The sequence below is a fragment of the Arthrobacter sp. GAS37 genome (genome assembly GCF_044908325.1).
Classification (GTDB): domain Bacteria; phylum Actinomycetota; class Actinomycetes; order Actinomycetales; family Micrococcaceae; genus Arthrobacter; species Arthrobacter ramosus.
The window spans coordinates 30611-53760 of sequence record NZ_JBIYDB010000018.1; the positions used below are offsets into that span (position 1 = coordinate 30611).

Genomic DNA, 23150 nt, shown 5'->3' on the forward strand with positions numbered 1-23150 from the left:
GAAATCCTCTGAGAATCGTAAATTTTGAAGGAATCAGCCATGATCTCCGAAACTGACCTCGAAATCGTCAATGCCCTGCAGATCAATCCCCGTGCCGACTGGAGCCGCGTGGGGGATGTCCTGGGCTTGTCCGGGCCTACCGTCGCGCGCCGCTGGAACTCCCTTGCCGAGCAGGGACTGGCGTGGATCACCCCGGCCCCGGGTCCGCGCTATCTGAGTGCTGGCTGGTCGGCGTTCATCAGCCTTTCTTCCCTTCCAAGCGAGAACGAAGCCCTGGTCCAAAAACTGTGTGCGGAGCCGGCATTCGGCACCGTTTCGCTGGTGTCCGGCTCGCACGATCTCTTCGTGGACTGCTTCGCCTCCAGCCACGAAGAGCTCATGGACATCGTCACCGGCTCCTTCGCAGGCCTCCCCGGAGTGACCCACCGGGAAGTCGTTTTCGTCACCAAGCTGTACCGGCAGGCTTCCGACTGGCGCAGCGGCACCCTCGAACCGGCGCGGGCCCGGCTCATGTCGGCAGAACCCCTGCCCGCCCCGGCCGCCTACGCTCCCGACCGGCTGGATGCGTCCCTCTTGGAGGAACTGGCTAAGGACGGGCGGGCCAGTTGGGCGGAACTGGGAGCCGCCTGCGGCGTCTCTCCCCAAACGGCACGACGGCGGGTGGAGCGGTTCCTCGCGTCCGGCTACATGACGCTGAGGTGCGATACGTCCGTTTCCGCCCAACAAGGACTGAGGGAAGTGAGCCTCATCCTCAACGTGCCCGCCCACCATGTTGACGCCGTCGGGCGCTACTTCGCTGCCCTGCCGAATTGCAGGCTCAGCGCCCAGGTTCTGGGCGCCCAGAATCTGCTCGTGACACTTTGGGTCCGCGACTACTTGGAGGTCCAGGGCCACGAGCGCGAACTGGCGGAGCGCGCGCCAGGGAGCGCCGTGATCTCCCGGCAAGCCGTGGTCCGAAACTACAAGCGCCTCGGGCACGTGTTGGACGAGTCCGGACGGAGCCGCAGCGTGGTCCCGTTGCCGCTGTGGCGTGAAGCCTAGCTGCCCGCCCGTCCCCGACGCTCGCTCACCAATGACGCCAAATCCCACAACGCTCGCTCACCAATGACGGGAAGTGCCGCTCCCATCTGGACACCCAGACGGCAACACGAACATTTACCGTGCGGCGCGACGACTCGCGGCGTTTAGTAGAGAGTGCTATCAATCCATGACAAAGGAGTCATCGTGGCACGCGCCGATTTCGCGACAGTGCAGTCAGCCCCACTTCCCCTCGCTCCAGCCGCCCTGGCCAGTGGCGCATCGCTTGGCCTCGGTTTGGCTGCGAGGCCAAACGCGGACGACGATTCCGGGTCCGGCGGCGAGGTCCCCAGCAGCGCCTGGCGGGTGCGCGCCGACGCCTGGGAGTTCCTTGGCTACGCCGTCAAACAGCTGGCCGCCGCCACATCGCGTTCCGGCGGCGTCCGCCCGCCGCGGGAACTGCCGCGGGATGTCAGAAGGTTGTTGCCGCTGCTGGAATCCCTCGAAATGTATTGGGCGTCTCCGGGGCAGCAATATGTCATGGAATTGCGACGGGTCCTGGAAGCTGCAGAATACCCTGAGGCGCTAAGCCTCATCGAACCGGTCGCGCGACGCGTTGCCGGCCACAACCAACACGCCCAGGAACCCTCACCGGATCCCGAACGCGAAGCGGACCGGGTTGAAGAACCCGCCGAAGCGCGCAAGCGGTTCGAGGTCCTCGTGATCGATGACATCTCCAGCGCCGACCGCGAAGCCCTTCAAGCGGAACTTTTCAGCCAGCGCCGCCCCGCCGACGCCTTCAACTACGAGCTCGTGTGCGTGCCGAGCTTCGAGGACGCCATCGTGGCCATCCTGCTCAACCCCGACATCCAGGCGTGTGTGCTGCGGCCGGGATTCGTCCCGAACAGCAGGCAGCGCCTGAGCCGGGATGTGCGCAGCTTCCTGGACCGGTTCTTGGGGAAGTCGCTCCCCCAGCGACCGTTGGACCGCATCCTGAGCTTGGCGGAGAAACTGGGCCAACTCCGCCCCGAACTTGATCTCTACCTGGTGGCCGGAGTGGGGATCGAAGAACTCGCCGGTTCCTTGACCCGCCAATTCCGCCGGATTTTCCGCCGCCAGGATGGGCTGGAGCTCCATTTGTCCTTGCTGGCCGGCATCGCGGAACGATATGAAGCGCCGTTCTTCCACGCGGTCCAGCAATACAGCCGCAAACCCGCCGGTGTTTTCCATGCCCTGCCGGTGTCCCGGGGTGGATCGGTCATCCATTCCAAGTGGATCAACGATCTCGGCGAGTTCTACGGCCTCAACCTGCTCCTTGCCGAAACCTCGGCCACGTCCGGCGGGCTCGATTCACTCTTGGACCCGCATGGCTCCCTCAAACAGGCCCAGAAGCTGGCGGCCCGGGCATTTGGTGCCCAAAAATCGCTCTTTGTCACCAACGGGACGTCAACAGCCAACAAGATCGTGCACCAATCGATCCTGGCTCCCGGCGATGTGGTTCTGGTGGACCGGAACTGCCACAAATCGCACCACTACGCCCTCATGCTGGCCGGCGCGCAGGTCTCGTATTTGGACGCCTACCCCTTGAACGATTTCTCCTTCTACGGCGCGGTTCCCTTGGAAAGCATCAAACGGATGCTCCTGGATTACCGCCGGGCAGGCAGGCTCCACGAGGTCAAGATGCTTGCCCTCACGAACTGCACATTCGACGGAATTGTGTACGACGTCGAACGAGTGATGGAGGAGTGCCTCGCCATCAAACCTGACCTGGTCTTCCTGTGGGACGAGGCCTGGTTCGCGTTCGCGGGCTTCCACCACATCTACCGCCGTCGCACGGCCATGGCTTCGGCCCGATCGCTTGAAAAGTCCTTCGCCGATCCGGCCTACGCCCGGCGCCACGCCGAGCAATTGCGCGAGCTTGGGGCGGCAGGCGGCCCAGCGGACGGCGGCCAAGCGGGCGTCGGGCCCGACGACGGCGGCCCGGGTTCCGGCGTCGGGCCCGTCAGCGATGAGCTGCTCCTGAAGACGAGGCTGGTGCCCGATCCGGCGAAGGCACGCTTGAGGGTCTACTCAACGCAGTCGACCCACAAGACCCTGACGTCGCTCCGGCAGGGGTCCATGATCCACATCCATGACCAGGACTTTGGCCAGTTGAACGAGGAGAGCTTCCGGGAGGCGTACATGACGCACACCTCCACGTCACCCAACTATCAGATCCTGGCTTCCCTGGACATGGGACGGCGGCAAGTCGAGTTCGAAGGCTACGAGCTCGTGCAACGGCAGGCAGATCTCGCGGTCAGCATCGCCCAGGCCGTGGCGAGGCATCCCTTGCTGAGGAAGTACTTCCGCGTCCTCGGCACCAAGGACCTTATTCCTGCGCAGTACCGCGAAACGAGCCGGCAAATGCCGCTCCGCGACGGCCTGGCAGCGATGTCGGAAGCTTGGGAGCGGGACGAATTCGTTGTTGATCCGAGCCGTTTGACCCTGCACATCGGCCTCACCGGCGTGGACGGCGATACCTTCAAGCACGACTACCTGATGGACAAGTACGGGATCCAGGTCAACAAGACGTCAAGGAACAGCGTTCTTTTCATGACCAACATCGGCACCTCGCGGAGTGCCGTTGCCTACCTCGTCGAGGTCCTGGTCAAGCTGGCCGAGACCTTCGAAGACGAGCAATCCGGCCTGAGTGGCTTGGGCCAGCGGGCCCGCCGTGCGCGTGTCGCGGCGCTGACCAGCACGCCGCCACCCTTGCCGGACTTCAGCCGCTTCGCCGAACGATTCCGCAAGGACGCGGAAACTCCCGATGGCAACATGCGCGCGGCCTACTTCGAGAGCTACAAAGCCGGATCCTGCGAATACTTCAGTGCGGCCGAACTTGCGCGAAGGGTCGCCGCGGGCGAGGAAATGGTGTCTGCCTCCTTCGTCACCCCCTACCCGCCGGGGTTCCCGGTCTTGGTTCCCGGGCAGGTGATCACGGAGGAAATCCTGTCCTTCATGTCGGCTCTGGACACGCGGGAAATCCACGGCTTCAATGCGGAACTGGGGTTCAGGGTGTTGACGGGGTGAGCTAGGGTCACCCCAAAAGCCCATATGAGTGAGCGAGCGACGGGCTTGGCGGGCACATACGTGAGCGAGGGTTCCGCGCTTAGCCGAGCGCCACGGCGAGGATGCCGAGCACGACGGCGAGTAGCGGCGTCGTGCCCTGAAGAACCGCAGCGCGGAGGTACTTTTTGCCGCTGAAGGCGAGCACGATTGCCGCCAGCAGCATGGAGCCGCACGAACTGAAGACGAGGGTCCAGCCCACCTGCGGATGACCAAGTGCGACAAAGACGATCCCGGCGAGCGCCCCGATGGCAAGGAAGAGGTTGTAGAAACCCTGGTTGTACGCGAGGGGCTTGGTGGTTTCGGCGTCGGACTGGGAAGCGACGCTGAAGCGCTCCCACGTGGCCGGACGGGTCCAGGTGATGGACTCCATGCTGAAGATGTAGACGTGCAACGAGCCGGCAATGAGAGCGAAAATCAGGGAGGCCACGATCATGTGCTGATCCTAGCCTCCCTGTGCTGCACGGAGCCTCAATTGCGGACGACGGCGACGACGGAAGGGGACCCGCCGTCGTCGTACGTTGTGCGAGGGGCTAGTTTGTACGCCTGACGGGCGCGACGACTTTGATGATGGCGGAGTCGTCGGCGGCGGCGAGGCCCTGGGCCTGCCCGAGGAGGTAGAGCTGTTCGGCGGCGGCGGCGACCGGTGCGGCCAGGCCGGCGGCGCGGGTGGCCTTGCCGACGATGCCCATGTCCTTGACGAAGATGTCCAAGCGGCTGAGGACCTCGGCGCCGTCCTCGTTGTATGCCTCGAGGATGCGGGGGCCGCGGTTGGACAGCATGAACGAGCCTGCGGCACCTGCTTCCAGGGCCGCGAGCGTCTTCGCCTGGTCAAGTCCGAGGGCGTCCGCGAGTGCCATGGCCTCGGCGGCAGCGGCGATGTGCACGCCGCACAGCAGCTGGTTGACGGTCTTGAGGGCCTGGCCGTCGCCGGGCTTGTCGCCCACGATGCTCAGCGTGGAGGCCAGCAGTTCCAGCGCGGGCCGGGCCTTTTCCTGGGCGGCCGGCGTCGCGCCCACCACGATCAGGAGGTCGCCTTCGCCGGCGCGCTTCGGGCCGCCGGAAAGCGGCGCGTCAACGAGTTCGACGCCGTACTCGGCCAGGCGGGCCACGGTGGCTGGAATGGCTTCGGTACCGACTGTGCTGCCAAGGATCACGACGGCGCCCGGCTTGAGCACAGGGGCGACGCCGTTCTCGCCGAAGAGAACGGCGTCGAGTTGTTCGCCGTTGCGCACGGCAAGGAGCAGGGCGTCGGCGCCTTCGGAGGCTTGACGCGCCGAAGCGAAGGTGCGGATCCCGGCGTCGGCGGCGAGCTTCAGGCGCGGTTCGGCGATGTCGAAGCCGTGGACGGTGAGCTGGGTTGCCAGGCGGGTGGCCATCGGCAGGCCCATGGCGCCCAGGCCGAGGACGGCGACGGTGTAGTTGGTGGTCATGGTGTTCTCCATTGAATGCGATTGGCTAAAAGTTGTTGCTGAGCTTGCGCGTGACCTGCGCGAGGGACTCGTTGTCGCCCACGTTGCCGGCGAACACGATGTACGGGATGCCCTTCGCGGGTCCCTCCACCGGCTCCCACAGCGAGACGATGCCGGGCAGCATCGGGCCGCGGACAATCGCGTGGCGGATTTCCAGGCCGTGTGCGGCCACGTCCGAGGACGTGATGCCGCCCTTGGCGATGACGAAGCGCGGCGGGAAGGTCTTGAGCGTCCGGTTCACGATCGCGACGACGGCGGCAGAGACGGTGCGGGCAATCTTCAGGCTCGCCGCGGCGTCGTCGGTCTTGATGAGCAGTCGGCTCGTGTGGACGATGACGTCGCCCTTGTGGAGGGCGTCGACGACGGCGGCGACCACAGTTCCGATGTACTCGTCCGCGCCGCTAACGAAAAGTCCCTCGACGTCGATCTCGATGATGCGGGCGGCGCCGTGCTGGGTCGTCAGGGTGTTGAGCTGGCGCGTGGTGAGGCCGACATGCGAGCCAACTACGATCAAGCCACCGGCTGTGGAGGGAGTGTTGCCTTCGTAGGCTTCCTCGCCGCTGAGCGCTTCGCGGATTTCCTGGCCGATGCGGCCGCGGACGAAGGGCGGGCCCACGCGGTAGAGCAGCTTCTTTCCGCGGCGTTCGGCTTCTTCCAGTCCGAGGGCCAGCGCGCGGAAATCGTTCTCGGTGACGATGTCCGCGACGATTGGCGTGGAGTTCGCAGCGGGTTCGATCGCGTCGGCGATGGCCTTGGCGGAGAGCTGGGGATCTCCGGCGGATCCGTTCGCGGCAGCCGCACCGGCGCGGATGATGTTCAGGTCCAGGACGATCACATCGTCGGCGGCGAAGCGGCCCTGGGACTTTTCCTCCACATACTTGGCCATCTCGGAGTTGGCGAAGCCGAAGCTCGCGTCCTTGGCGAACTCGGTCTCGGAAACCGGGGTGAGCTTGCCGGCGTCGGCCCCGGTACCGCGCATGTAGTGCACGCCTCCGATGGTGACGCGTCCGGCGTCGGGAAACGCCGGGACGATCACGACGCCGTCGGTGGCCTCGCCGGTGACGTCGGCGATCGTGGCGGCAATGACGTCGGGTTCCAACGGGTAGTGGCCGCGGAGGGTGGAGTCGGAGCGGCTGACGAACCCCAGGCGCACATCGTCGCCCGCTGCGGCGAGGGCGTTGCGCACGATTTCCTCGTTGCGGGCCGCGGCCTCAACCGCGTCCAGGCTGCGCGTGTTGGTCAGCACATAGACCGCGGGCTGGGACCGGCTTTCCGCAATGTGGGCGAACGCCCACGTGAAATCGGGGACCTCCCAGCGGGTGAGTACCGGCAAGTTGGCGACTGATTGTGTGCCCGTGGGGTCGTCGTCGAGGACTACCAGGACGCGGGGCGAGGCTGTGGAAGACGCTGCTACGGCGTCGGCAACCAGCTGAGCGGGGATCTGGACTTCCGCCGGGAAGGCGGCCAGAACATCGGCTTCAAGGGTCACTTGCACTCCATCGTGGTTTTGAAGGTAAATGTAAGATGTCAGACATCTAATATTTGAATGCTAGTGTGACACACCCGCTTTCACCTGTGCAAGTGTCAGCGGTCACTATGCTTGGCGCATGCTTCAAGAGCCTCCGGTCGCGCTACATGTGGACATGCGCCTTCCGGCAACCGCCGCCACCACGACGCCGGGACAACCGTCCCAGCCTCCCGTCCTGTTGCTGCACGGCTGGGCCTCGACATCGGCCTATTGGGAGCCACTCGCCACCGAACTGCTCGACGCCGGGCGATCCGTCTGGATCGTCGATTTGCCCGGGTATCACCGCGGGGACATGCTGCCTCCGGGCTTCCAGTGGACCCTGGAATCAGCGGCCGATTCCGTGGCTGCCGTTGCTGTCCGGAACGCATCGCCGGTCCACATTGTGGGCCACTCAATGGGCGGCAGCGTAGCGCTGACGTTGGCGGCCGCGCATCCGGAGCTCGTGGCCAGCGTGGCGCTGGTCGGCATGGTTCCGGCTCCGCCGAACGAAGGCTTCAAATCGATGCTCGAATCCCAGCTAGGGCAAGGCTTCATTGACGACGCGACGCGCGCCAAGTGCATGAAGGCCTGGTTTGAAAGGCTGTCCGGGGAGGACGAACGATTGCTTGGCCAGGCATTCGAACTGCCCTTTGAGGTCCTGGGCCCAAGCGGCCTCGCCGCGATGGCGGGAGTGGCTGAGGACGTTCCCGGAAAGGTGACGGCACCGACGTTGGTGATTGCCGGCGTCGGCGACCGTCTACGCTCGCTGGGCCAGGCGGAAGCCTACGTGGCGGCCAGTCCGCTGCGGAAGCTCGTGGCGGTCCCGGACGCCGGGCACAGCGTGCATTGGGAGCTGCCACATGCTTGCGCACTGGCGCTCGGCGCGTTTTGGAACGAAAGCCGGCAACCGCCAGCGTAAGATGTCAGACATCTAGGAACGGAGCATCATGGCACGTAAGTCGCTGGTCGGCATTGTCGCTGACGAGCTGCTGGACCGCATCATCGCGGGTGAATTTCTGCCGGGAACAGTGGTTCCCGGCGAACTCGAGTTGAGCGCCAAGCATGAAGTCAGCCGCATGACTGTCCGGGAGGCCATGAAGACCCTCGAGGCCCAGCGAATCCTCAGCGTGGAGCGCGGCCGGGGAACGTTCGTCAACCCCTTGAACCGATGGGCGTCCCTTGAAGCTGTATTGCGTGCGGCTTCGGAGGGAAAGAACGACGCCGCAGCGGCCGTCCAGCTCATCGAGCTGCGCCGCATGCTCGAGACGGGGGCCTGCGAACTCGCCGCTTCACGGATTTCCCCCGAGGAAATCGACCAGCTGCAGGTTCATGTTTCCGCCATGCAGAAGGCCCACGATTCCAACGACCTGAGCGCATTCGTCGAAGCGGACCTCGGCTTCCACGATGTCATCCTGCGCGCCTCCGGCAACGTCTTCGTGGCCGTGCTCTTCGAACCCCTGCACCGCGTCCTGGAAACCCGGCGCACCCAGACCTCGCAAATCCCCGATATCCAGCGGCACGCGATCGGGCATCACCGGGCCATCCTGAAAGCACTCGAAGCCGGCGACGCCCCCCGCGCCCGCGAGGCCATGGACGCGCACATGCAGCAGACCCTCGACGATCTCAGGACATACGTCCTGGACGCCTAGCTTTCAGGACCCCCTGGGACGCTCGCTCACATAAACGGGCCATTCCACGGACCCTCGCTCACATATATAGGCCAATTCCCGGACCCTCGCTCAGATCATCTGCAGTAGGGTTCCGCCATTTGGCCTCACGTGTGAGCGAGCGTTCGGCCGAAAGGCACCATAGGTGAGCGAGCGTCGGAAGGGCACCAGGCATAGGTGAGCGAGCGTCGGCGGGGACCACCCCTGTTCCCCCGGCCTTGCGTGGGCTAGTCTGCTTTCACGGCCTGCCAGGCCCGCAGTTCAGGCATCAAGGACGATCATGAGGAGCAAGAATGGCTGACCACACATATAGCGTTTCCGAAATTGTTGGAACCTCGTCCGAGGGCGTCGACGCCGCCATCAAGAACGGGGTTGCGGCCGCAAGCCAGACCCTCCGGAATCTCGACTGGTTCGAGGTCAAGGAAATCCGCGGCCACCTCAGCGAGGGCGCCGTTGCCGACTGGCAGGTAACCATCAAGCTCGGATTCCGTCTGGAGCGTTAAGAAGCCCTCAAAACCCCGAAAACGACGATGGCCGTCAGCCTTTCTGTGGAAAGGCTGGCGGCCATCAGTTGCGAGGCTGGACTCACCCGCGGGTCCAGACTTGGACGGGGTCACCGCCACAGAGGAGTCGCCGGCCACGGCCGGCAAATTCGATCCACAGGAATTCGTGGTCAGAGGAAACTTCGTCCACAAGGCCGGCGTCGAAGCCCCATTTGTCCTCGTGGATCCAGACGGTTTCGCCGCGGCTGAGTTCCGACCACTTCGACGGCGGCAGGTGAAGTGCCGCTCCAGCGGGCCGTTGGGCCGACGTCGTGAAGTGGCTGGGGCCCCACACACCCAAGGTTTCGGGACTCATCGGGACTCAGCGACCAAGTACTCGCGGCGCCAGACAGTTGCCGCGCCGTTGTGGGACGGGAAGACGTGGCCTTCGAAGAACGTGCGCACCACGTGGGGTTCGCCCTCAGGGCTCCACTGACCGGATGCCGGGCAGTGCGAACCCGTGGATCCCGCGGACCCGGCGGTAGTTGCCCGCTCCCTCAGCAGCGCGATGCGTTTCATCGTTGAATTCCATCCTTGATATGCGAAAAGGTCTGAATTCAGCGTAAACGCGATTCAAAAGCCGCCCAATGGGCACATAGACAAAATCACGCCGATTCACTATGCAGCAGCACAGTGACGTGGAGCACTTTTGGCTGAAACTCCCTCAGCTCTCGCCCATTACATGACGCTCGGACAGCTCCGGGCTCGTCGTCGCCGTTCCCGCACCAAATGCGGTCCCCGCACCAAACGCTGTTCTCGCACCAAAGCTACCCAGCAACTTCAGGGCATCGTCCGACGGCGAACCTGCCTTCGCGGAGTAGACCCGCAAGACCTGGTCCGGGTCCTCCGGCAGGGCCAGATTCTCGAAGTTAAGTTCCACGTCCCCCACTGAGGGGTGGTGCAGGCGGACCGTGCCAGCCGAGCGTGCAGCCACTCGATGCCCTGCCCACCATTGGCGGAAATGTTCGCTGTTCACGGCGAGTTCGCCCACGAGCTGGTTGGCTTGGGGATCGTCGGGGTGCCGCCCGGTATCCGCACGCAGGGAACCGGCGGCTTCCGCGGCGACGGTTTTCCAGTCCCGGAACAGTTCGCGCGCCTGGGGGTCCAGGATCAGCCAACGGGTGAGGTTTCGCTCGGCGGGAGGCATGGACGGGAAGTCGGCAAACAGCAAGACTGCCATGCGATTGGCTCCGAGCACGTCACTGCGCCGGCCAAGCAGGAGCGCCGGAACGTCACCCACGGCATCGAGGAGTTGGCGCATGGCCGGCCGCACCCGTGGCGTGGGAGTCGGGGCTTTGGCGCTCGACGCGCAGTGCTCTAGGAGGTCCATCATGTGGGTGTGCTCGCTTGAGTCCAGGCGAAGCGCCCGCGACACCGATTCAAGGACCGCCCGGGACGGATGGATATGGCGGCCCTGTTCGAGGCGCGTGTAGTAGTCCGTGCTGACATCGGCCAAGCGGGCAATCTCTTCCCTGCGCAGCCCTGGCACACGGCGCGCGCCGGACCCGTCTGGCAACCCTGCATCCTCCGGCGACATCCGGGCACGCATGGCTTTGAGGAATTTTCCGAACTCGGCGCTTTGACCCATGTCCCCATTCTTCCCCTCCCAAGGGCCTGTTTCTATGGCCAAGGTAGGACTGCGAGTCCTAGGAAAAACAGGGGGCGTCAAAACTAATGATTGTTGCTTCGAAAGTGCATAGGCTCGAAAAAGCCAGTCAGGCAAACCATCCACCAGCGACGAAAGGGCCGGACATGTCCAACGCTCAGAATTCAACCGTTCCCGGGCTCGTCCTGAACAACTCGGTCACCATCCCCCAGCTCGGCTTCGGCGTCTTCCAGGTCCCACCTGCCGAGACCCAGAAAGCCGTGGAAGACGCACTTGAAGCCGGGTACCGGCACATCGACACCGCCGCGGCGTACCGGAACGAATCCGGTGTCGGTGCGGCAATCAAGGCTTCCGGCATCGCCCGGGAGGAACTCTTCATCACCACCAAACTCCGCAACGGCGAACAAGGCCGGGCCGCGGCGGCATTCAACCACAGCCGCCGCGAACTCGGCCTCGACGTCATCGATCTCTACCTGATCCACTGGCCCGTGCCGTCCCAGGGCTTGTTCGTCGACGCGTGGAAGGCACTGGAAAAGATCCATGCCGACGGCGGCGCCCGGGCAATCGGGGTCTCCAACTTCCTGCCGGCCCACCTCGACACGCTCCTGGCGTCGGCCGACGTCGTTCCCGCCGTCAACCAGATCGAACTGCACCCGACCTTCCAGCAGCGGGAACTGGCAGCGAAGAGCCGCTCGCACGGGATCGCCGTCGAGGCCTACAGCCCGCTGGGGCAGGGAGCGGACCTGGGGTCGGCAACGGTCACCGAACTTGCCGAAACGCACGATGCCACCCCCGCCCAGATCGTGCTGGCCTGGCACCTCGGAACCGGCAACCTCGTCATCCCCAAGTCCGTCCACCCGGAGCGGATCCGCCAGAACCTCGCGGCGGCGTCGTTGCAGCTCACCCTGGACGAACTGGCAGCCATCAGCGCGCTCGACGCCGGTGCCCGCCTCGGCGCCGACCCCGCCGTCGCGTCCTTCAGCCAGATGTAGAAACCACCGCAGCGTAAGGAAACCGAAACCATGCAGTACACCCACTTGGGCCGCTCAGGCCTCAGCGTCTCGCGCTTGTGCCTCGGAACCATGAACTTCGGCCCGCAGACGGAGGAATCCGTAGCGCACTCCATCATGGATTCTGCACTAGATGCCGGCATCAACTTCTTCGACACCGCCAACGTCTACGGCGGCCATGACAACCTGGGATGGACCGAGGAAATCCTGGGCCGCTGGTTCGCCAAGGGCGGCGAGCGCCGCGAACGCGTGGTGCTGGCGACCAAGCTCTACGGAACCATGACGGACCGCCCCAACGAGTCCAAGCTCTCCGCCCTCAACATCCGGCGCGCCTTGGACGCCAGCCTTAAGCGACTGCAGACCGACTACATCGACGTCTACCAGTTCCATCACGTGGACCGGAACACGCCGTGGGACGAGATCTGGCAGGCCATAGAGGTTGCCGTCCAGCAGGGCAAGGTCCTGTATTCCGGAAGCAGCAACTTCGCGGGCTGGCACATCGCCCAGGCCCAGGAGGCGGCCGCGCGACGCTATTACAACGGACTCGTGAGCGAGCAGTCCATCTACAACCTGCTCACCCGCAACGTCGAACTGGAAGTCATCCCGGCGGCCCAGCAGTACGGCCTCGGGCTGATCCCGTGGTCGCCGCTTCACGGCGGCCTTCTGGGCGGGGTGCTCAAGAAGGAGCGCGACGGCGTCCGTCGCCTTGAGGGCCGCGCGGCCGAGACCCTGAAGAAGCACGAAGACCAGATCCGCCAGTACGAGGACCTCGCCGACGACCTTGGCCACGAGCCCGGCGACGTGGCCTTGGCCTGGTTGCTGCACCAGCCGGCCGTGACCGCACCGATCGTGGGTCCGCGCACGCAGGAGCAGTTGGACGCTGCCATCAGGGCTTTGGATGTCACCCTCGACGCCGATGCACTCAAGCGGCTCGACGACATCTTCCCGGGCCACCGGACCGCGCCGGAAGACTATGCGTGGTGACTTCTGCACCGTTGCGCCTGCTGTTCATCGGCGGGACCGGGACCATCAGCGCGGCGGCGGCGGAGCGCGCCGTCGCGCTGGGTCACCGGCTGACCGTGCTCAATCGGGGACTGAGCTCGGAAAGGCCGGTCCCTCCGGGCACGGAATTGTTGCAGGCAGATATCCGCAACGCCGCCGAGGTGGCGGAGGTGCTGAGCGGCCGCGAGTTCGACGTCGTCGCGGACTTCATCTCTTTCACGCCGGAGCATGTGGCCGCCTCGGTGGAGCTGTTCCGCGGCCGGACCGGCCAGTACGTGTTCATCAGTTCGGCTTCGGCCTACCAGAAGCCGCCCGCACACTTGCCGATCCTTGAGTCGACCCCCTTAAGAAATCCTTTTTGGAAGTACTCCCAGGACAAGATCGCGTGCGAAGACCTTCTCGTGCGGGCCTATCGGGAAGAGGGTTTCCCCGTCACTATCGTCCGGCCTTCGCACACCTATGACCGCACGCGGATCGCCCTTCTGGGTGGCTGGACGGACATCCATCGGATGCGGGAAGGCCTGCCTGTGATAGTCCACGGGGACGGTACCTCGCTGTGGACCCTCACCCATACGGACGATTTTGCGGTGGCCTTCGTCGGCCTCCTCGGCCGGCCGCAGGCTTTGGGTGAAAGCTACACCATCACCTCGGACGAAGCGCTCCCGTGGGACCAGGTTTACCGGCTCTTCGCCACGGCGGCAGGGGTGCCGGAACCCGAACTGGTGCACATCGCCTCGGAGACCATTGCCGCGCACTCCCCGGAGCTTGGTCCCGCGCTTCTCGGGGACAGGTCCCACTCCGTGGTCTTCGACAACACCAAGATCAAGACGCTGGTGCCGTGGTATCAGGCAGAAATTCCGTTCGCGGCAGGCGCACGTGAGATCGTCCGGTGGCATGATGAACATCCAGGCATCAAGCACGTGGACCAGGACTTCATGAAACTCAGCGAGCAACTGGTCCAATGGGCACGAAGGCCGATCAAGCAACTGAAAGGACAGGACCATGGCACTTGCTCCGACCGTCAGGCTCAATGACGGTAATGCCATTCCGCAGATCGGCCTCGGAACCTGGCCGCTCGACGACGCCCAGGTCGCCACGGCGGTGGTGTCCGCCGTCGAGCTTGGTTACCGGCACGTCGACACGGCGTACCGCTACGGTAACGAGGCCGGCGTCGGGCAAGGTGTGCGGGACTGCGGAGTCCCGCGCGAGGAACTGTTCATCACCACCAAACTGGACGGCACCCACCAGGGCCGTGATCGCGCCGTCGACGGCCTTGAGGGCTCCCTCAAGCGCCTCGGGCTGGATTACGTGGACCTCCTGTTGATCCATTGGCCGCTCCCGCAACGGAATGAATTCGTGTCCACTTGGGAGACTTTCGAGCGACTCCAGGCTGAGGGGAAGGTGCGCTCGATCGGCGTGTCCAACTTCAAGCCCACGCACCTCGAACGGCTTCTGGAGGAAACCTCGGTGGTGCCGGCCGTCAACCAAATCCAGATCTCGCCGTCCATCACTCGGATCGATCAGCGTGCCTTCAACGGCAGCCATGGCATCGCCACGGAATCGTATAGTCCGTTGGGGGCCGGTCGCGATCTCCTGAATGCCCCGGTCTTGGCGGCCATCGCGAAAAAACACGGAAAGACGCCAGGTCAGGTCGTGCTGCGCTGGCACGTGCAGGAGGGGCTCGTGGCCATCCCAAAGTCGGCCAATCCGCTGCGCATGAAGGAAAACCTGGACGTCTTCGACTTCGCTTTGGACCACGACGACCTGTCCGCGATCGCCACCTTGGACGCGGGTGCCGATGCCGGTGTCGACTCGGACGTACAAGGCCACTGAGGCAGCATTCCATCACCAACACTGAGGACGGCATGGCAGAGAACATCGACGGAACGCTCATCTGGGCAGGCGCGTACACCGCGGACAGCGACGGGAACGGAACAGGCATTGGCGCAGTTGCCGCACGTGAAGATGGCAGCATCGCTTGGCTGGGCACCGCCGTCGAAGCACCGTCGCCGTCGTTCCTTGCCGTTCACCCCACGCTGCCAGTGGTCTATGCGGTTGCAGAGGCCGCCCAGACGGTCCGGGCATACCGGGGGACCGGGCTGTTCGGCCTTGAACCCCTGGGTGAGGCTTGGCCCGCTGGAGCTGCGGCCTGCCACGTCGCCGTCGACCCTTCCGCCCGTTTCATCGTGGTCAACTGTTGGGGCGACGGCAACGTATTGCTGTACGGGCTCGACGACGACGGCGGCATCACCTCGCGCTTTGCCGCGCCGCCGGCGAAGGATCCACACGCGGGCGTCGACGGCGGAATCGACATCGCCACGGGCGGCCCCCGGGTGAGCCGCGCCCACGCAAGCCTCATGCTCGAGGACGGCCGGATCATGACCACCGACCTCGGCTTCGACCTCGTACGGGTGTGGAACTATTTCCCCGACACCGGCCTGCTTCCTGACCACCAAGTCGCACTCCCGATGGGCAGCGGCCCCCGGCACTTGGTCCAGCACCCCTCCGTCGACGCCGTCTTCGTCCTGACCGAATATTCCATCGAAGTGGTGGTGCTCCTGCCCGGAGCGGACGGCCGCTTTGTGCTCCACCGGCTCGGTCCCGCGACGGCCGGTGGGGCCGCCGACGGCGACACAGCCGCCGAAATCGCGCTGTCGCCGGACAATCGCTTCGTCTATACGGGCATCCGCGGCTCCAACCGGATCTCGGTACTGGCCGTCGAAGGCAGCGGAACCCGCCTCCGACCCGTGGCTGACGTGCCCAGCGGAGGAGACCGTCCCCGCCACCACCTGGTCCGCGACGGCTGGCTCCACGTGGCGCACGAGCGTTCCAACCAAGTCACTACGTTCGCATTGGACCCTTCCACCGGCATCCCGGGCGAAGTCCTCAACCAGCTGAACGCGGGTTCCCCCACCGCTTTGGTCGTAGCTCCCTGAGCGGCTAATCCATGCGTGAGATCTCGCCCCCTTGCCAGCTCCAAAGAGGCGAGATCTCACGTCTCGCTGCGGTGCCTAACCCCGTACAGCCTCGTCCACAGCCGCCAGCAGGGAGTTGAATCGAGGGTTGGTATCGAGGTCATCGATGAGGACTGCGCGTCCGCGTTCGTCGGCTAGCGGGACTTGCCAGTTCGGGTAGACCTCCGACGTCGTACCGGGCTGGTTCTGCACCCTCCGCTCCCCCACGGCATCCACCAGCGCAACGCCAAGCAGGACCGACGGCGCAAGGGCCAGAAACCGATGCAGCGCCTCAATGACCTGCTCCTCGCCAAGCTCCTGGCCGCTGCCGTCGAATCCGGGAGTGTCGAATCCGGCCGGCAGCAGGCCCCGTTCCCGCAGCAACCCCATCATCTTGTCCAGGCTCGCCTCGTGCTCGGCCCGTTCCTCGGCCACGCTTCGTTCAAGCAAGCCCAGTTGGCTCCGGAGTTCCACATGATCGCCTGCGAGGTACCCGGCGGTCGGCGGGAGGTCGTGGGTGTTGACGCTGGCGAGGGCCTGCGTTCGGTAACGTTCGGGCGGCAGGGGCGAGTCGCCGTCGTACTCAAACCAGAGGATCGACGTGCCCAGGATGCCACGGGCCGCAAGGTAGTCCCGCACCCAAGGCTCGAAGACGCCCAGGTCTTCGCCGATGACCACGGCACCCGCGCGGTGCGCTTCCAAAGCGAGGATGCCGATGAGGGCCTCGTGGTCGTAGCGGACATAGGCGCCGTCGCGGGCGGAGTTGCCAGCGGGCACCCACCACAACCGGAACAGCCCCAAAATGTGGTCCACGCGGATTCCGCCGGCGTGGCGAAGGACGGTGGAGAGCATCGCGCGTAACGGGGCGTAGCCCGCCTCGGCCAAACGGACCGGGTGCCACGGCGGCTGGTTCCAGTTCTGGCCGAGCTGGTTGTACATGTCCGGTGGTGCGCCCACGCTGACCCCCGGCGCGAAGCTGCTGCGCAGGGTCCAGGCGTCGGCGCTGCTCAAGTCCGCCCCGACGGCGAGATCGTGCACCACTCCTAGCCGCATGCCGGAACGCATCGCGGCGGCCTGGGCTGACTCGAGCTGCTCATCGCAGATCCACTGAAGCCAACGGTGGAAACCAATCCGGTCGGCCAAAGTCCGGCGCATCGACTCAACCTTGGGCGAACCGAGGGTGGCCGCGGGGTCCTGCCAGAAGGGGTCGTCCGGCGACCGGTCCTCGCGGATGGCGCACCAAAGGGCGAAATCGTCCAAGCCCGGACCTGACTCACGGCAGAATTCCTCGAAGGCGCGCTGCCGGGCCGGAGAAAGCTTGACCGTGTGAAGGAGTTCCAGGGCAGCGAGCTTGGCGGCGAAGATCTGGTCCCGGTCCAGCCGTTCCGCGTCCTTGTTGAGCGCGTGGACGTCATCCAACAGCCGGTCCACCGTGGCGCGCTTCCGGGGCTTCACATATGCCAATTCGGGAATGGATTCGACCCGAATGTAAAGGGGGTTGAAGAATCGCCTGGTTGACGGAGAATACGGCGACGCCTGAACCGGAGGCACCGGATCCGCGGCATGCAGGGGGTTCACCAGGACATAGTCGGCACCGCGTGCGCCGGCCAACGACGCCAAATCGGCCAAGTCCGCGAAATCCCCAATACCCCATGAGCGCTTCGAGCGCACCGAATACAGCTGCGTTGCGAGTCCCCAGCCGCGCCGTTCCTCGAGCTTCGCTGCCGTCTGCAACTTGGCTGGAACCACGGCCAGCGCGGCGGTGGCCGTCACGCCGTCGGACTCGGCCGTCAGCGAGTGCCAGCCGAGCGGCAACCCGGCCGGCACCTCAAAGGTGGCACGGCCTGTGGGCACTCCATCCACGTCGCGCGGCGACGCCCAGTCCTCCTGTTGAATGGCTTCGAGTTCCGTTCGGTCCTCGAGTGAGATCGTCAGACGGGCCGGCGAACCGTCGCGGACGTGCACATGAACCGCCGCCGTCGTTCCCTCCTGGACGACGACGGCGGGCGGCAGCATCCGCCGCCACGGCGCCACTTCCGCGTCCGCGAGGGCCGCCTCGATCTGCTCGTCGGAATGGGCGGCGACTCCCAGTGCGCCCAGCACCTGGATCAGGGTTGTGGGTGAAACGTCGTGTTGCAGCCCATCCCAGCCGTGGAACGACGTCCCGACGCCATGAGCGTCCGCGAGCCGGTGAAGCAGGTCCTCGTCAATGGCGGTGTTCGGTGCGGGTGGCAACGCCGTGGGGTCGGTGTCCTGCTGGATGGGAGTGTTGGTCATGTCCGCCTCGTCTGCGATGTGATTCGTCCGAAGGTGCATACCGCCCCGCGTGCAACTCGGGCGAGGCAACTGGTTCCGATTATTGCAGGGCGGTGGGGGCCGTCCCAGTTATTCCGACAGCATGACGCCCCCAACCCGAAACCCTCGCTCACAAACAACCGCCACAATCCAAACCCTCGCTCACATACGGGCCCCAAACTCGAAACCCTCGCTCACATACGCCTGGGGGCGGCGTGGTACATGATTGAGCCATGGAGGCCGTAGACGCGCTCAACGAAACCGCCTTCTGGCTGGAACGGGAACTCGCGGACGGCTTCAAGGTCCAGGCGTTCCGACGGGCTGCGGGCATCATCGCCGGCCTGAGCCAAGAGGAACTGATTGCCCGGGTCAGGGATGGCCGGCTCAAGCGAACCAAGGGAATCGGCAACCGGACCTTCGAAGTGATCAACCAGGCCCTGAGCGGTGCTGTTCCGGACTACCTTGAGAACCTCCGCCGTCGTGGCGCCGAACCCTTGGTCAACGGTGGACACACGCTTCACGCCAAGCTCCGGGGCGATCTGCACAGCCACAGCAACTGGTCGGACGGCGGCTCACCGATCGAGGTCATGGTCACCGCTGCGAATATTCTCGGACGGGAATATCTCGCTCTTACCGATCACTCCCCCAACCTCACCATCGCCAACGGACTCAGCCCCGAGCGCTTGATGGAGCAACTCATGGTTGTGGATGGAATCAACGAGCAAAACGGGAAGGAGCCCGGCTTCCGACTGTTGGCCGGCATCGAAGTGGACATTCTTGAAGACGGCGAGTTGGACCAGTCCGCGGAGCTGCTGAGCCAACTCGACGTTGTGGTTGCCAGTGTCCACTCGAAGCTCCGATCCGACAAACGGTCCATGACTCGGCGCATGCTCGCCGCCATCGAAAACCCCCACACGAACGTCCTTGGGCACTGCACCGGCCGCTTGGTCAAAGGATCACGAGGAACACGGCCCCCGTCGGAGTTCGACGCAGAAAAAGTATTCGCGTCGTGTGCGGAACACTCAGTCGCCGTCGAGATCAACTCGAGGCCCGAACGCCAGGACCCGCCGGACGAATTGATTCGGATGGCCCTCGACGCTGGCTGCCTTTTCAGCATCGACAGTGACGCGCATGCCCCGGGCCAGCTCGATTTCCTGCAATACGGTGCCGAGCGGGCGGAAGCCAACGGCGTACCCGCCGATCGCATCGTTACGACGTGGCCGTTGGACCGGCTTCTGGAGTGGCTCCAGCCCAAGCTATAGCCCGCCGTCGCCGCCAACTGTTTAATGCCCGACGGCGACTTCCGCACCCAGTGCCGACCCCCGCCGTCGGACCCTGCCGATGCGACTGCAGGAGGGTTCACCAAAACGGCTTCATAAGTGAGCGAGCGTCGTCGAATTTCCCGCCATAAGTGAGCGAGCGTCGTCAGGGCTTCTTACGGAGCGCTGAGCGGACCCGCAACCGCACGGCCGCGACCGCCCAAACAACGGCGAACAGCGCAATCAGCACCAGCCCGGCATCGCCGAGGTCTATTTCGCCGAGCCACGTGGTGACAGGATCGCTCAGCCCGAAGGCCGCGTTGAGGAAGCCGCCCAGCGTGATGACCGAGATGAAGAGCGCCGAGAAGGCCGAGATGCCGGTGATGATGGCGTTGAATCCCAGCTTGCGCTGAGGATCATGGATGGCGGACTTGTACATTCGCATCATTGCCACGCCGTTGACGGAATCGCAGAGCGTCATGGCCGCGGTGAAGGCCAGCGGCAACGCCAGGAGGGCAAGAACGGACACGCCCGCGAGCGACGCCGCCGTCGTGAGCACCAGCAGCCCGATGGTGGTGGCGGTGTCGAAGCCGAGCCCGAACAAGAACCCGATCACATAGATGTTCCGGGGACGCTGGACCTTGGATAGCGGCTTGGCCAAGAGCCGCGCGATGAGCCCTTTGGTTTCGAGGTCGTCGACGGCGATCGCACCGCCAGCCTGGGCGGCGCGGTACAGCTGCATCGTGCGGAGGAATGCAGACCCGTTGAAAACGCCCATGGCCAGGAGGAAGAGCCCGGAGACGCCGCTGCCGATCAGCCCCAGCACGAGGTGTCCGGTGGTGCCGTCCTCCATGAGCTGGCCCACCAGGCTGGCGCCGCCAACCACCATCACACCGGCCAGAACCACCACGGAGCTGTGGCCCAGGCTGAAGGCGAAGCCGACGCTCACGGGGTCCTTGCGCTGTGCCACGAATTTTCGTGTGGAATTGTCGATCGCGGCGATGTGGTCCCAGTCGTAGCTGTGCTTGATACCGGCCACATATGCCGTCAGCACGAGGCCGAGCGCCAGAGGCTGCCCGCCGCCGGCGCCACCCACCAGCAGGAGCACGACGGCGGCAAGGTGCAAGAGGACGACCGAGCCGAACATGAACGCGAGGCGCGACTTCATCGGGAGATGCTCGCGCCGGCGGTACATCGAGGCGAACTCCGCGAGTGAGGTCATCAGTACTTCCTGAGGTTCAGCGGCGCCCTGCCGTACCAGCGTTCGCGCAAAAGGCCGGTACAGGCACCAAGCAATCGATTCAGTTCCTCGGTGCTGTTCGACAGGGACCGCAGGATCAGGCCCGTTGTGCCCGCAAGGCTTCGGGTCAGCGACAAGCCCGAGTACGCCTCATACCCCGCCGCCAGCCGGTGCAGTTCGTCGGCGAGCGCCTGGTCAACCCGCGGATCCACCACAATGAGCGATCCCAGGTGGCTGTACCCCTCCATGAAGCCCACTCCGGTCACTTCGCCCAGGGGCGGCCGGATCAGGAGGTTGTCGAGCGCAAGCAGCGCCGCGCCGTCGTCGCCCTCCACCTGGATCTCGTTCCGGAGCCGGAGTTCCCGGTACCGGAAGGAGGCGCCGTCCGGCGACCAGCCGGGAGTGATGACTTCCGCCATGATGAGGCTCGACGTCGGATGCACATTGATGTGCGTATTCTGCCGATAGCTGGCCTCCCGGTAGGCGATGAGCTGGTCGGGAGCCAACTCCAGTTCCGCCCCCTCCCCCAGGCGGATAGTCATCCGCTGCTCAGCAAACGACCCCGGCGTCCGATAGATCTTCGTGGCCGACTGCGTCGTCAAAAGCAACGAAGCCCCGGCCTCGACCTCCACATCCACAACATAGAGATCCGCCCCCAAATACGCCCCGCCCGGATTGACCATGACATAACAAACCTGACCGCTCTGATCCAAGTAGTGCGGCCTCAAAACCCGCAAGGCACCCTGATGAAACTGCTGCACGGCCACGGAACGACCAGCACGGAGGGCGACCCGCAGGCTGAGCTCGCCCCGCGGCGCTCTTGGGGGTACCAGGTCACCTCCGGCGGCTCCGCCGGATTTGGGGCCGTGCCCGCTCCGCGGTGCCCGCCACGCCGCGGCCCCCAAATCCGGCTTCGCCGCCTCAGCGGTCAGGTCACCGACCGGACTCCCCTCGACCGCCGTAGCCGTCGTGCTCATTGCGCCAGGTCGAGCATCAGGACGTCGTGCCGCATCCATGCGATGACCTTGTCGAGCCCTTCGTCGGTTTTGAGGTTGGTGAAGCAGAACGGCTTGTCGCCCCGGAATTCCTTGGAGTCCCGTTCCATCACTGATAGGTCCGCGCCGACGAAAGGGGCGAGGTCCGTCTTATTGATGATGAAGAGGTCCGACTTGATCATGCCTTGACCGGCCTTGCGGGGGATTTTCTCTCCCTGGGCGACGTCGATGATGTAGATCGAGAAGTCCACGAGTTCGGGGCTGAACGTCGCGGAGAGGTTGTCGCCGCCGGATTCGACGAAGATGACCTGCAGGTCGGGGTGGCGTTTCTTGAGTTCCTCGATGGCCGCCGTGTTCATGGAGGTGTCTTCGCGGATGGCGGTGTGGGGACAGCCGCCGGTTTCGACGCCGATGATGCGGTCCTCGGGCAGGATGCCGTTGGCTGCGAGGATTTTGGCGTCTTCGATCGTGTAGATGTCGTTGGTGATGGCGGCCATGGAGATTTCCCGGCTCATGTGGCGGGTCAGGCGCTCCACGAGCTGCGTTTTGCCGGCACCTACCGGGCCGCCGATGCCGATCTTGATGGGTTCAGACATGTGTCCTCCTATGGTTCTAGCTCATGAACATGCGCGCACGTTGCCATTCGTGCCGCATCTGCGAAATTTCCAGCCCGGGGCTGACGGCTCCGAAGTCGTCCCAGCTGAGGTGCTGGACATGTTCGACGGCGGCAGCGACGTCGTCGTGCGCCTTGCGCAACAGCCGCTGCCCTGAGTTCTGGCCGAGCGGGATGGCGCGCACGGCGTTCTGCGTCAGTGAGGTGACCGCCGCGAAAAGGTAAGCGGCGAGCGCATCTTCGAACGGCACGCCCAGCGAGCGCGCGACGACGGCGAACGCCAGCGGCTGATGACCGGCAGCCCGGCCCGTGGTCACGAGAGTCCGGTAGGCCTCCAGCTCGGCCGAAGGAAAGACCTCGGTCCCGATCTCGATCAGCCGCCCGCCCATTTTGGTACTGGCCTCCCGCACCTGCCGAGGCAAGAGCTGAGCGCTGAGATGCTCATCCAATTCCCCCACAGACACTCCCTCGTACAGGAACCGAATGGCCAAGCCGTCGGAATATGTCAACTGCTGCCCAACAAACGCGGACAGCCAAGTGCCGAATGACGCTTCATCGTGAACCAACCCGCGGTCAATGTACGTCTCAAACCCCAAAGAATGAGCAAACGCCCCGGTAGGCAACGCGGAGTCAGTCAGCTGCTGCAACGCGAGCTGGTACGACCCGCTCATCGGGCGCCTCGCAAGGTGACGTACAAGGCGAAGGCGGGTGATAGGGGCCGCGGTGTGGAGGGCACCGCGGGGGGCCCACTGCCGCGAGGGCCCCGACCCGAGCTTGCGAGGGTTGGGAGCGGCTGGGGACGGGCACGGCCCCTATCACCCGCCGAAGCTGCGGCGACCGAAGGGCTGGCGCCCCAACCCGACCAT

General features: G+C 65.0%; 22 protein-coding genes. 11 read left to right on the forward strand and 11 right to left on the reverse strand.

What is annotated here, in order from left to right; translation table 11 throughout:
- Window positions 1–39 precede the first annotated feature (39 nt).
- Together ABH924_RS15005 and ABH924_RS15010 are read left to right on the forward strand one after the other, a co-directional pair.
- Window positions 40–1041 carry an Lrp/AsnC family transcriptional regulator gene (locus tag ABH924_RS15005; RefSeq protein WP_404499991.1) on the forward strand — a complete coding sequence of 334 codons (1002 nt, stop codon included), beginning with the start codon at window positions 40–42 and terminating at the stop codon, window positions 1039–1041.
- Window positions 1042–1314: 273 nt separating this feature from the next.
- Window positions 1315–4086: an aminotransferase class I/II-fold pyridoxal phosphate-dependent enzyme gene (locus ABH924_RS15010; RefSeq protein ID WP_404500068.1), complete on the forward strand. Its 2772-nt coding sequence runs from the start codon at window positions 1315–1317 to the stop codon at window positions 4084–4086.
- A 79-nt stretch (window positions 4087–4165) separates the two neighbouring features.
- Here the strand turns inward: ABH924_RS15010 and ABH924_RS15015 are convergent, their stop codons facing one another.
- From ABH924_RS15015 to ABH924_RS15025, 3 genes are all read right to left on the reverse strand, one after another.
- Window positions 4166–4558 (reverse strand): DUF1304 domain-containing protein, encoded by a 393-nt coding sequence (locus tag ABH924_RS15015; RefSeq protein WP_404499993.1) that lies wholly within the window; start codon window positions 4556–4558, stop codon window positions 4166–4168.
- A 97-nt stretch (window positions 4559–4655) separates the two neighbouring features.
- Window positions 4656–5555: an NAD(P)-dependent oxidoreductase gene (locus ABH924_RS15020; RefSeq protein ID WP_404499995.1), complete on the reverse strand. Its 900-nt coding sequence runs from the start codon at window positions 5553–5555 to the stop codon at window positions 4656–4658.
- A 25-nt stretch (window positions 5556–5580) separates the two neighbouring features.
- A complete protein-coding gene (locus ABH924_RS15025; RefSeq protein WP_404499997.1) occupies window positions 5581–7083 on the reverse strand; it encodes a four-carbon acid sugar kinase family protein in 1503 nt (500 codons plus the stop codon).
- Window positions 7084–7201: 118 nt separating this feature from the next.
- Here ABH924_RS15025 and ABH924_RS15030 point away from each other — a divergent pair, with 118 nt between their 5' ends.
- The 3 genes from ABH924_RS15030 to ABH924_RS15040 all read left to right on the forward strand — a co-directional run bounded on the left by ABH924_RS15030 (window position 7202) and on the right by ABH924_RS15040 (window position 9271).
- Window positions 7202–8020 carry an alpha/beta fold hydrolase gene (locus tag ABH924_RS15030; protein WP_404499999.1) on the forward strand — a complete coding sequence of 273 codons (819 nt, stop codon included), beginning with the start codon at window positions 7202–7204 and terminating at the stop codon, window positions 8018–8020.
- 28 nt (window positions 8021–8048) lie between these two features.
- Window positions 8049–8750, forward strand: coding sequence for a FadR/GntR family transcriptional regulator (locus tag ABH924_RS15035; RefSeq protein WP_404500001.1), 702 nt, complete (start codon window positions 8049–8051; stop codon window positions 8748–8750).
- A 311-nt stretch (window positions 8751–9061) separates the two neighbouring features.
- Window positions 9062–9271, forward strand: a complete 210-nt coding sequence (locus tag ABH924_RS15040) for a dodecin (protein WP_404500003.1) — start codon at window positions 9062–9064, stop codon at window positions 9269–9271.
- An 82-nt stretch (window positions 9272–9353) separates the two neighbouring features.
- On the opposite strand, the gene ABH924_RS15045 is transcribed toward ABH924_RS15040, so the two are convergent.
- The 3 genes from ABH924_RS15045 to ABH924_RS15055 all read right to left on the reverse strand — a co-directional run bounded on the left by ABH924_RS15045 (window position 9354) and on the right by ABH924_RS15055 (window position 10898).
- On the reverse strand, window positions 9354–9626 hold the full coding sequence (locus ABH924_RS15045) for a hypothetical protein (protein WP_404500005.1): 273 nt from the start codon (window positions 9624–9626) through the stop codon (window positions 9354–9356).
- On the reverse strand, window positions 9623–9829 hold the full coding sequence (locus ABH924_RS15050) for a hypothetical protein (protein ID WP_404500007.1): 207 nt from the start codon (window positions 9827–9829) through the stop codon (window positions 9623–9625). Before ABH924_RS15050 ends, ABH924_RS15045 begins: the two co-directional genes overlap by 4 nt.
- Before the next feature lie 145 nt (window positions 9830–9974).
- Window positions 9975–10898 (reverse strand): helix-turn-helix transcriptional regulator, encoded by a 924-nt coding sequence (locus tag ABH924_RS15055; protein ID WP_404500009.1) that lies wholly within the window; start codon window positions 10896–10898, stop codon window positions 9975–9977.
- Window positions 10899–11062: 164 nt separating this feature from the next.
- Between ABH924_RS15055 and ABH924_RS15060 the strand changes: the two genes are divergently transcribed.
- From ABH924_RS15060 to ABH924_RS15080, 5 genes are read left to right on the forward strand one after another with little or no spacing between them, the layout of a single operon-like run.
- The gene (locus ABH924_RS15060) at window positions 11063–11908 is read left to right on the forward strand and encodes an aldo/keto reductase (protein WP_404500011.1); all 846 of its coding nucleotides are present in this window, start codon (window positions 11063–11065) and stop codon (window positions 11906–11908) included.
- 30 nt (window positions 11909–11938) lie between these two features.
- Window positions 11939–12910, forward strand: coding sequence for an aldo/keto reductase (locus ABH924_RS15065; RefSeq protein ID WP_404500013.1), 972 nt, complete (start codon window positions 11939–11941; stop codon window positions 12908–12910).
- Window positions 12907–13962 carry an SDR family oxidoreductase gene (locus ABH924_RS15070; protein WP_404500015.1) on the forward strand — a complete coding sequence of 352 codons (1056 nt, stop codon included), beginning with the start codon at window positions 12907–12909 and terminating at the stop codon, window positions 13960–13962. Before ABH924_RS15065 ends, ABH924_RS15070 begins: the two co-directional genes overlap by 4 nt.
- Window positions 13931–14761, forward strand: a complete 831-nt coding sequence (locus ABH924_RS15075; RefSeq protein WP_234753935.1) for an aldo/keto reductase — start codon at window positions 13931–13933, stop codon at window positions 14759–14761. The genes ABH924_RS15070 and ABH924_RS15075 overlap by 32 nt, the downstream gene beginning before the upstream one ends.
- Before the next feature lie 32 nt (window positions 14762–14793).
- A complete protein-coding gene (locus ABH924_RS15080; protein WP_404500017.1) occupies window positions 14794–15864 on the forward strand; it encodes a lactonase family protein in 1071 nt (356 codons plus the stop codon).
- A gap of 75 nt (window positions 15865–15939) precedes the next feature.
- Here ABH924_RS15080 and malQ read toward each other — a convergent pair whose 3' ends face one another.
- Complete coding sequence (malQ, locus tag ABH924_RS15085; RefSeq protein ID WP_404500019.1) at window positions 15940–18159, reverse strand: 4-alpha-glucanotransferase; 2220 nt, start codon at window positions 18157–18159, stop codon at window positions 15940–15942.
- 251 nt (window positions 18160–18410) lie between these two features.
- On the opposite strand from malQ, the gene ABH924_RS15090 reads away from it, so the two are divergent.
- On the forward strand, window positions 18411–19439 hold the full coding sequence (locus ABH924_RS15090; protein WP_404500021.1) for a PHP domain-containing protein: 1029 nt from the start codon (window positions 18411–18413) through the stop codon (window positions 19437–19439).
- A 163-nt stretch (window positions 19440–19602) separates the two neighbouring features.
- On the opposite strand, the gene ABH924_RS15095 is transcribed toward ABH924_RS15090, so the two are convergent.
- From ABH924_RS15095 to ABH924_RS15110, 4 genes are read right to left on the reverse strand one after another with little or no spacing between them, the layout of a single operon-like run.
- A complete protein-coding gene (locus tag ABH924_RS15095; RefSeq protein ID WP_404500023.1) occupies window positions 19603–20658 on the reverse strand; it encodes a HoxN/HupN/NixA family nickel/cobalt transporter in 1056 nt (351 codons plus the stop codon).
- The gene (locus ABH924_RS15100) at window positions 20658–21653 is read right to left on the reverse strand and encodes an urease accessory protein UreD (protein ID WP_404500025.1); all 996 of its coding nucleotides are present in this window, start codon (window positions 21651–21653) and stop codon (window positions 20658–20660) included. Before ABH924_RS15100 ends, ABH924_RS15095 begins: the two co-directional genes overlap by 1 nt.
- Window positions 21650–22267 carry an urease accessory protein UreG gene (gene ureG / locus ABH924_RS15105; RefSeq protein WP_078106937.1) on the reverse strand — a complete coding sequence of 206 codons (618 nt, stop codon included), beginning with the start codon at window positions 22265–22267 and terminating at the stop codon, window positions 21650–21652. The genes ABH924_RS15100 and ureG overlap by 4 nt, the downstream gene beginning before the upstream one ends.
- Before the next feature lie 16 nt (window positions 22268–22283).
- Window positions 22284–22955, reverse strand: a complete 672-nt coding sequence (locus ABH924_RS15110) for an urease accessory protein UreF (protein WP_404500027.1) — start codon at window positions 22953–22955, stop codon at window positions 22284–22286.
- Window positions 22956–23150 lie beyond the last annotated feature (195 nt).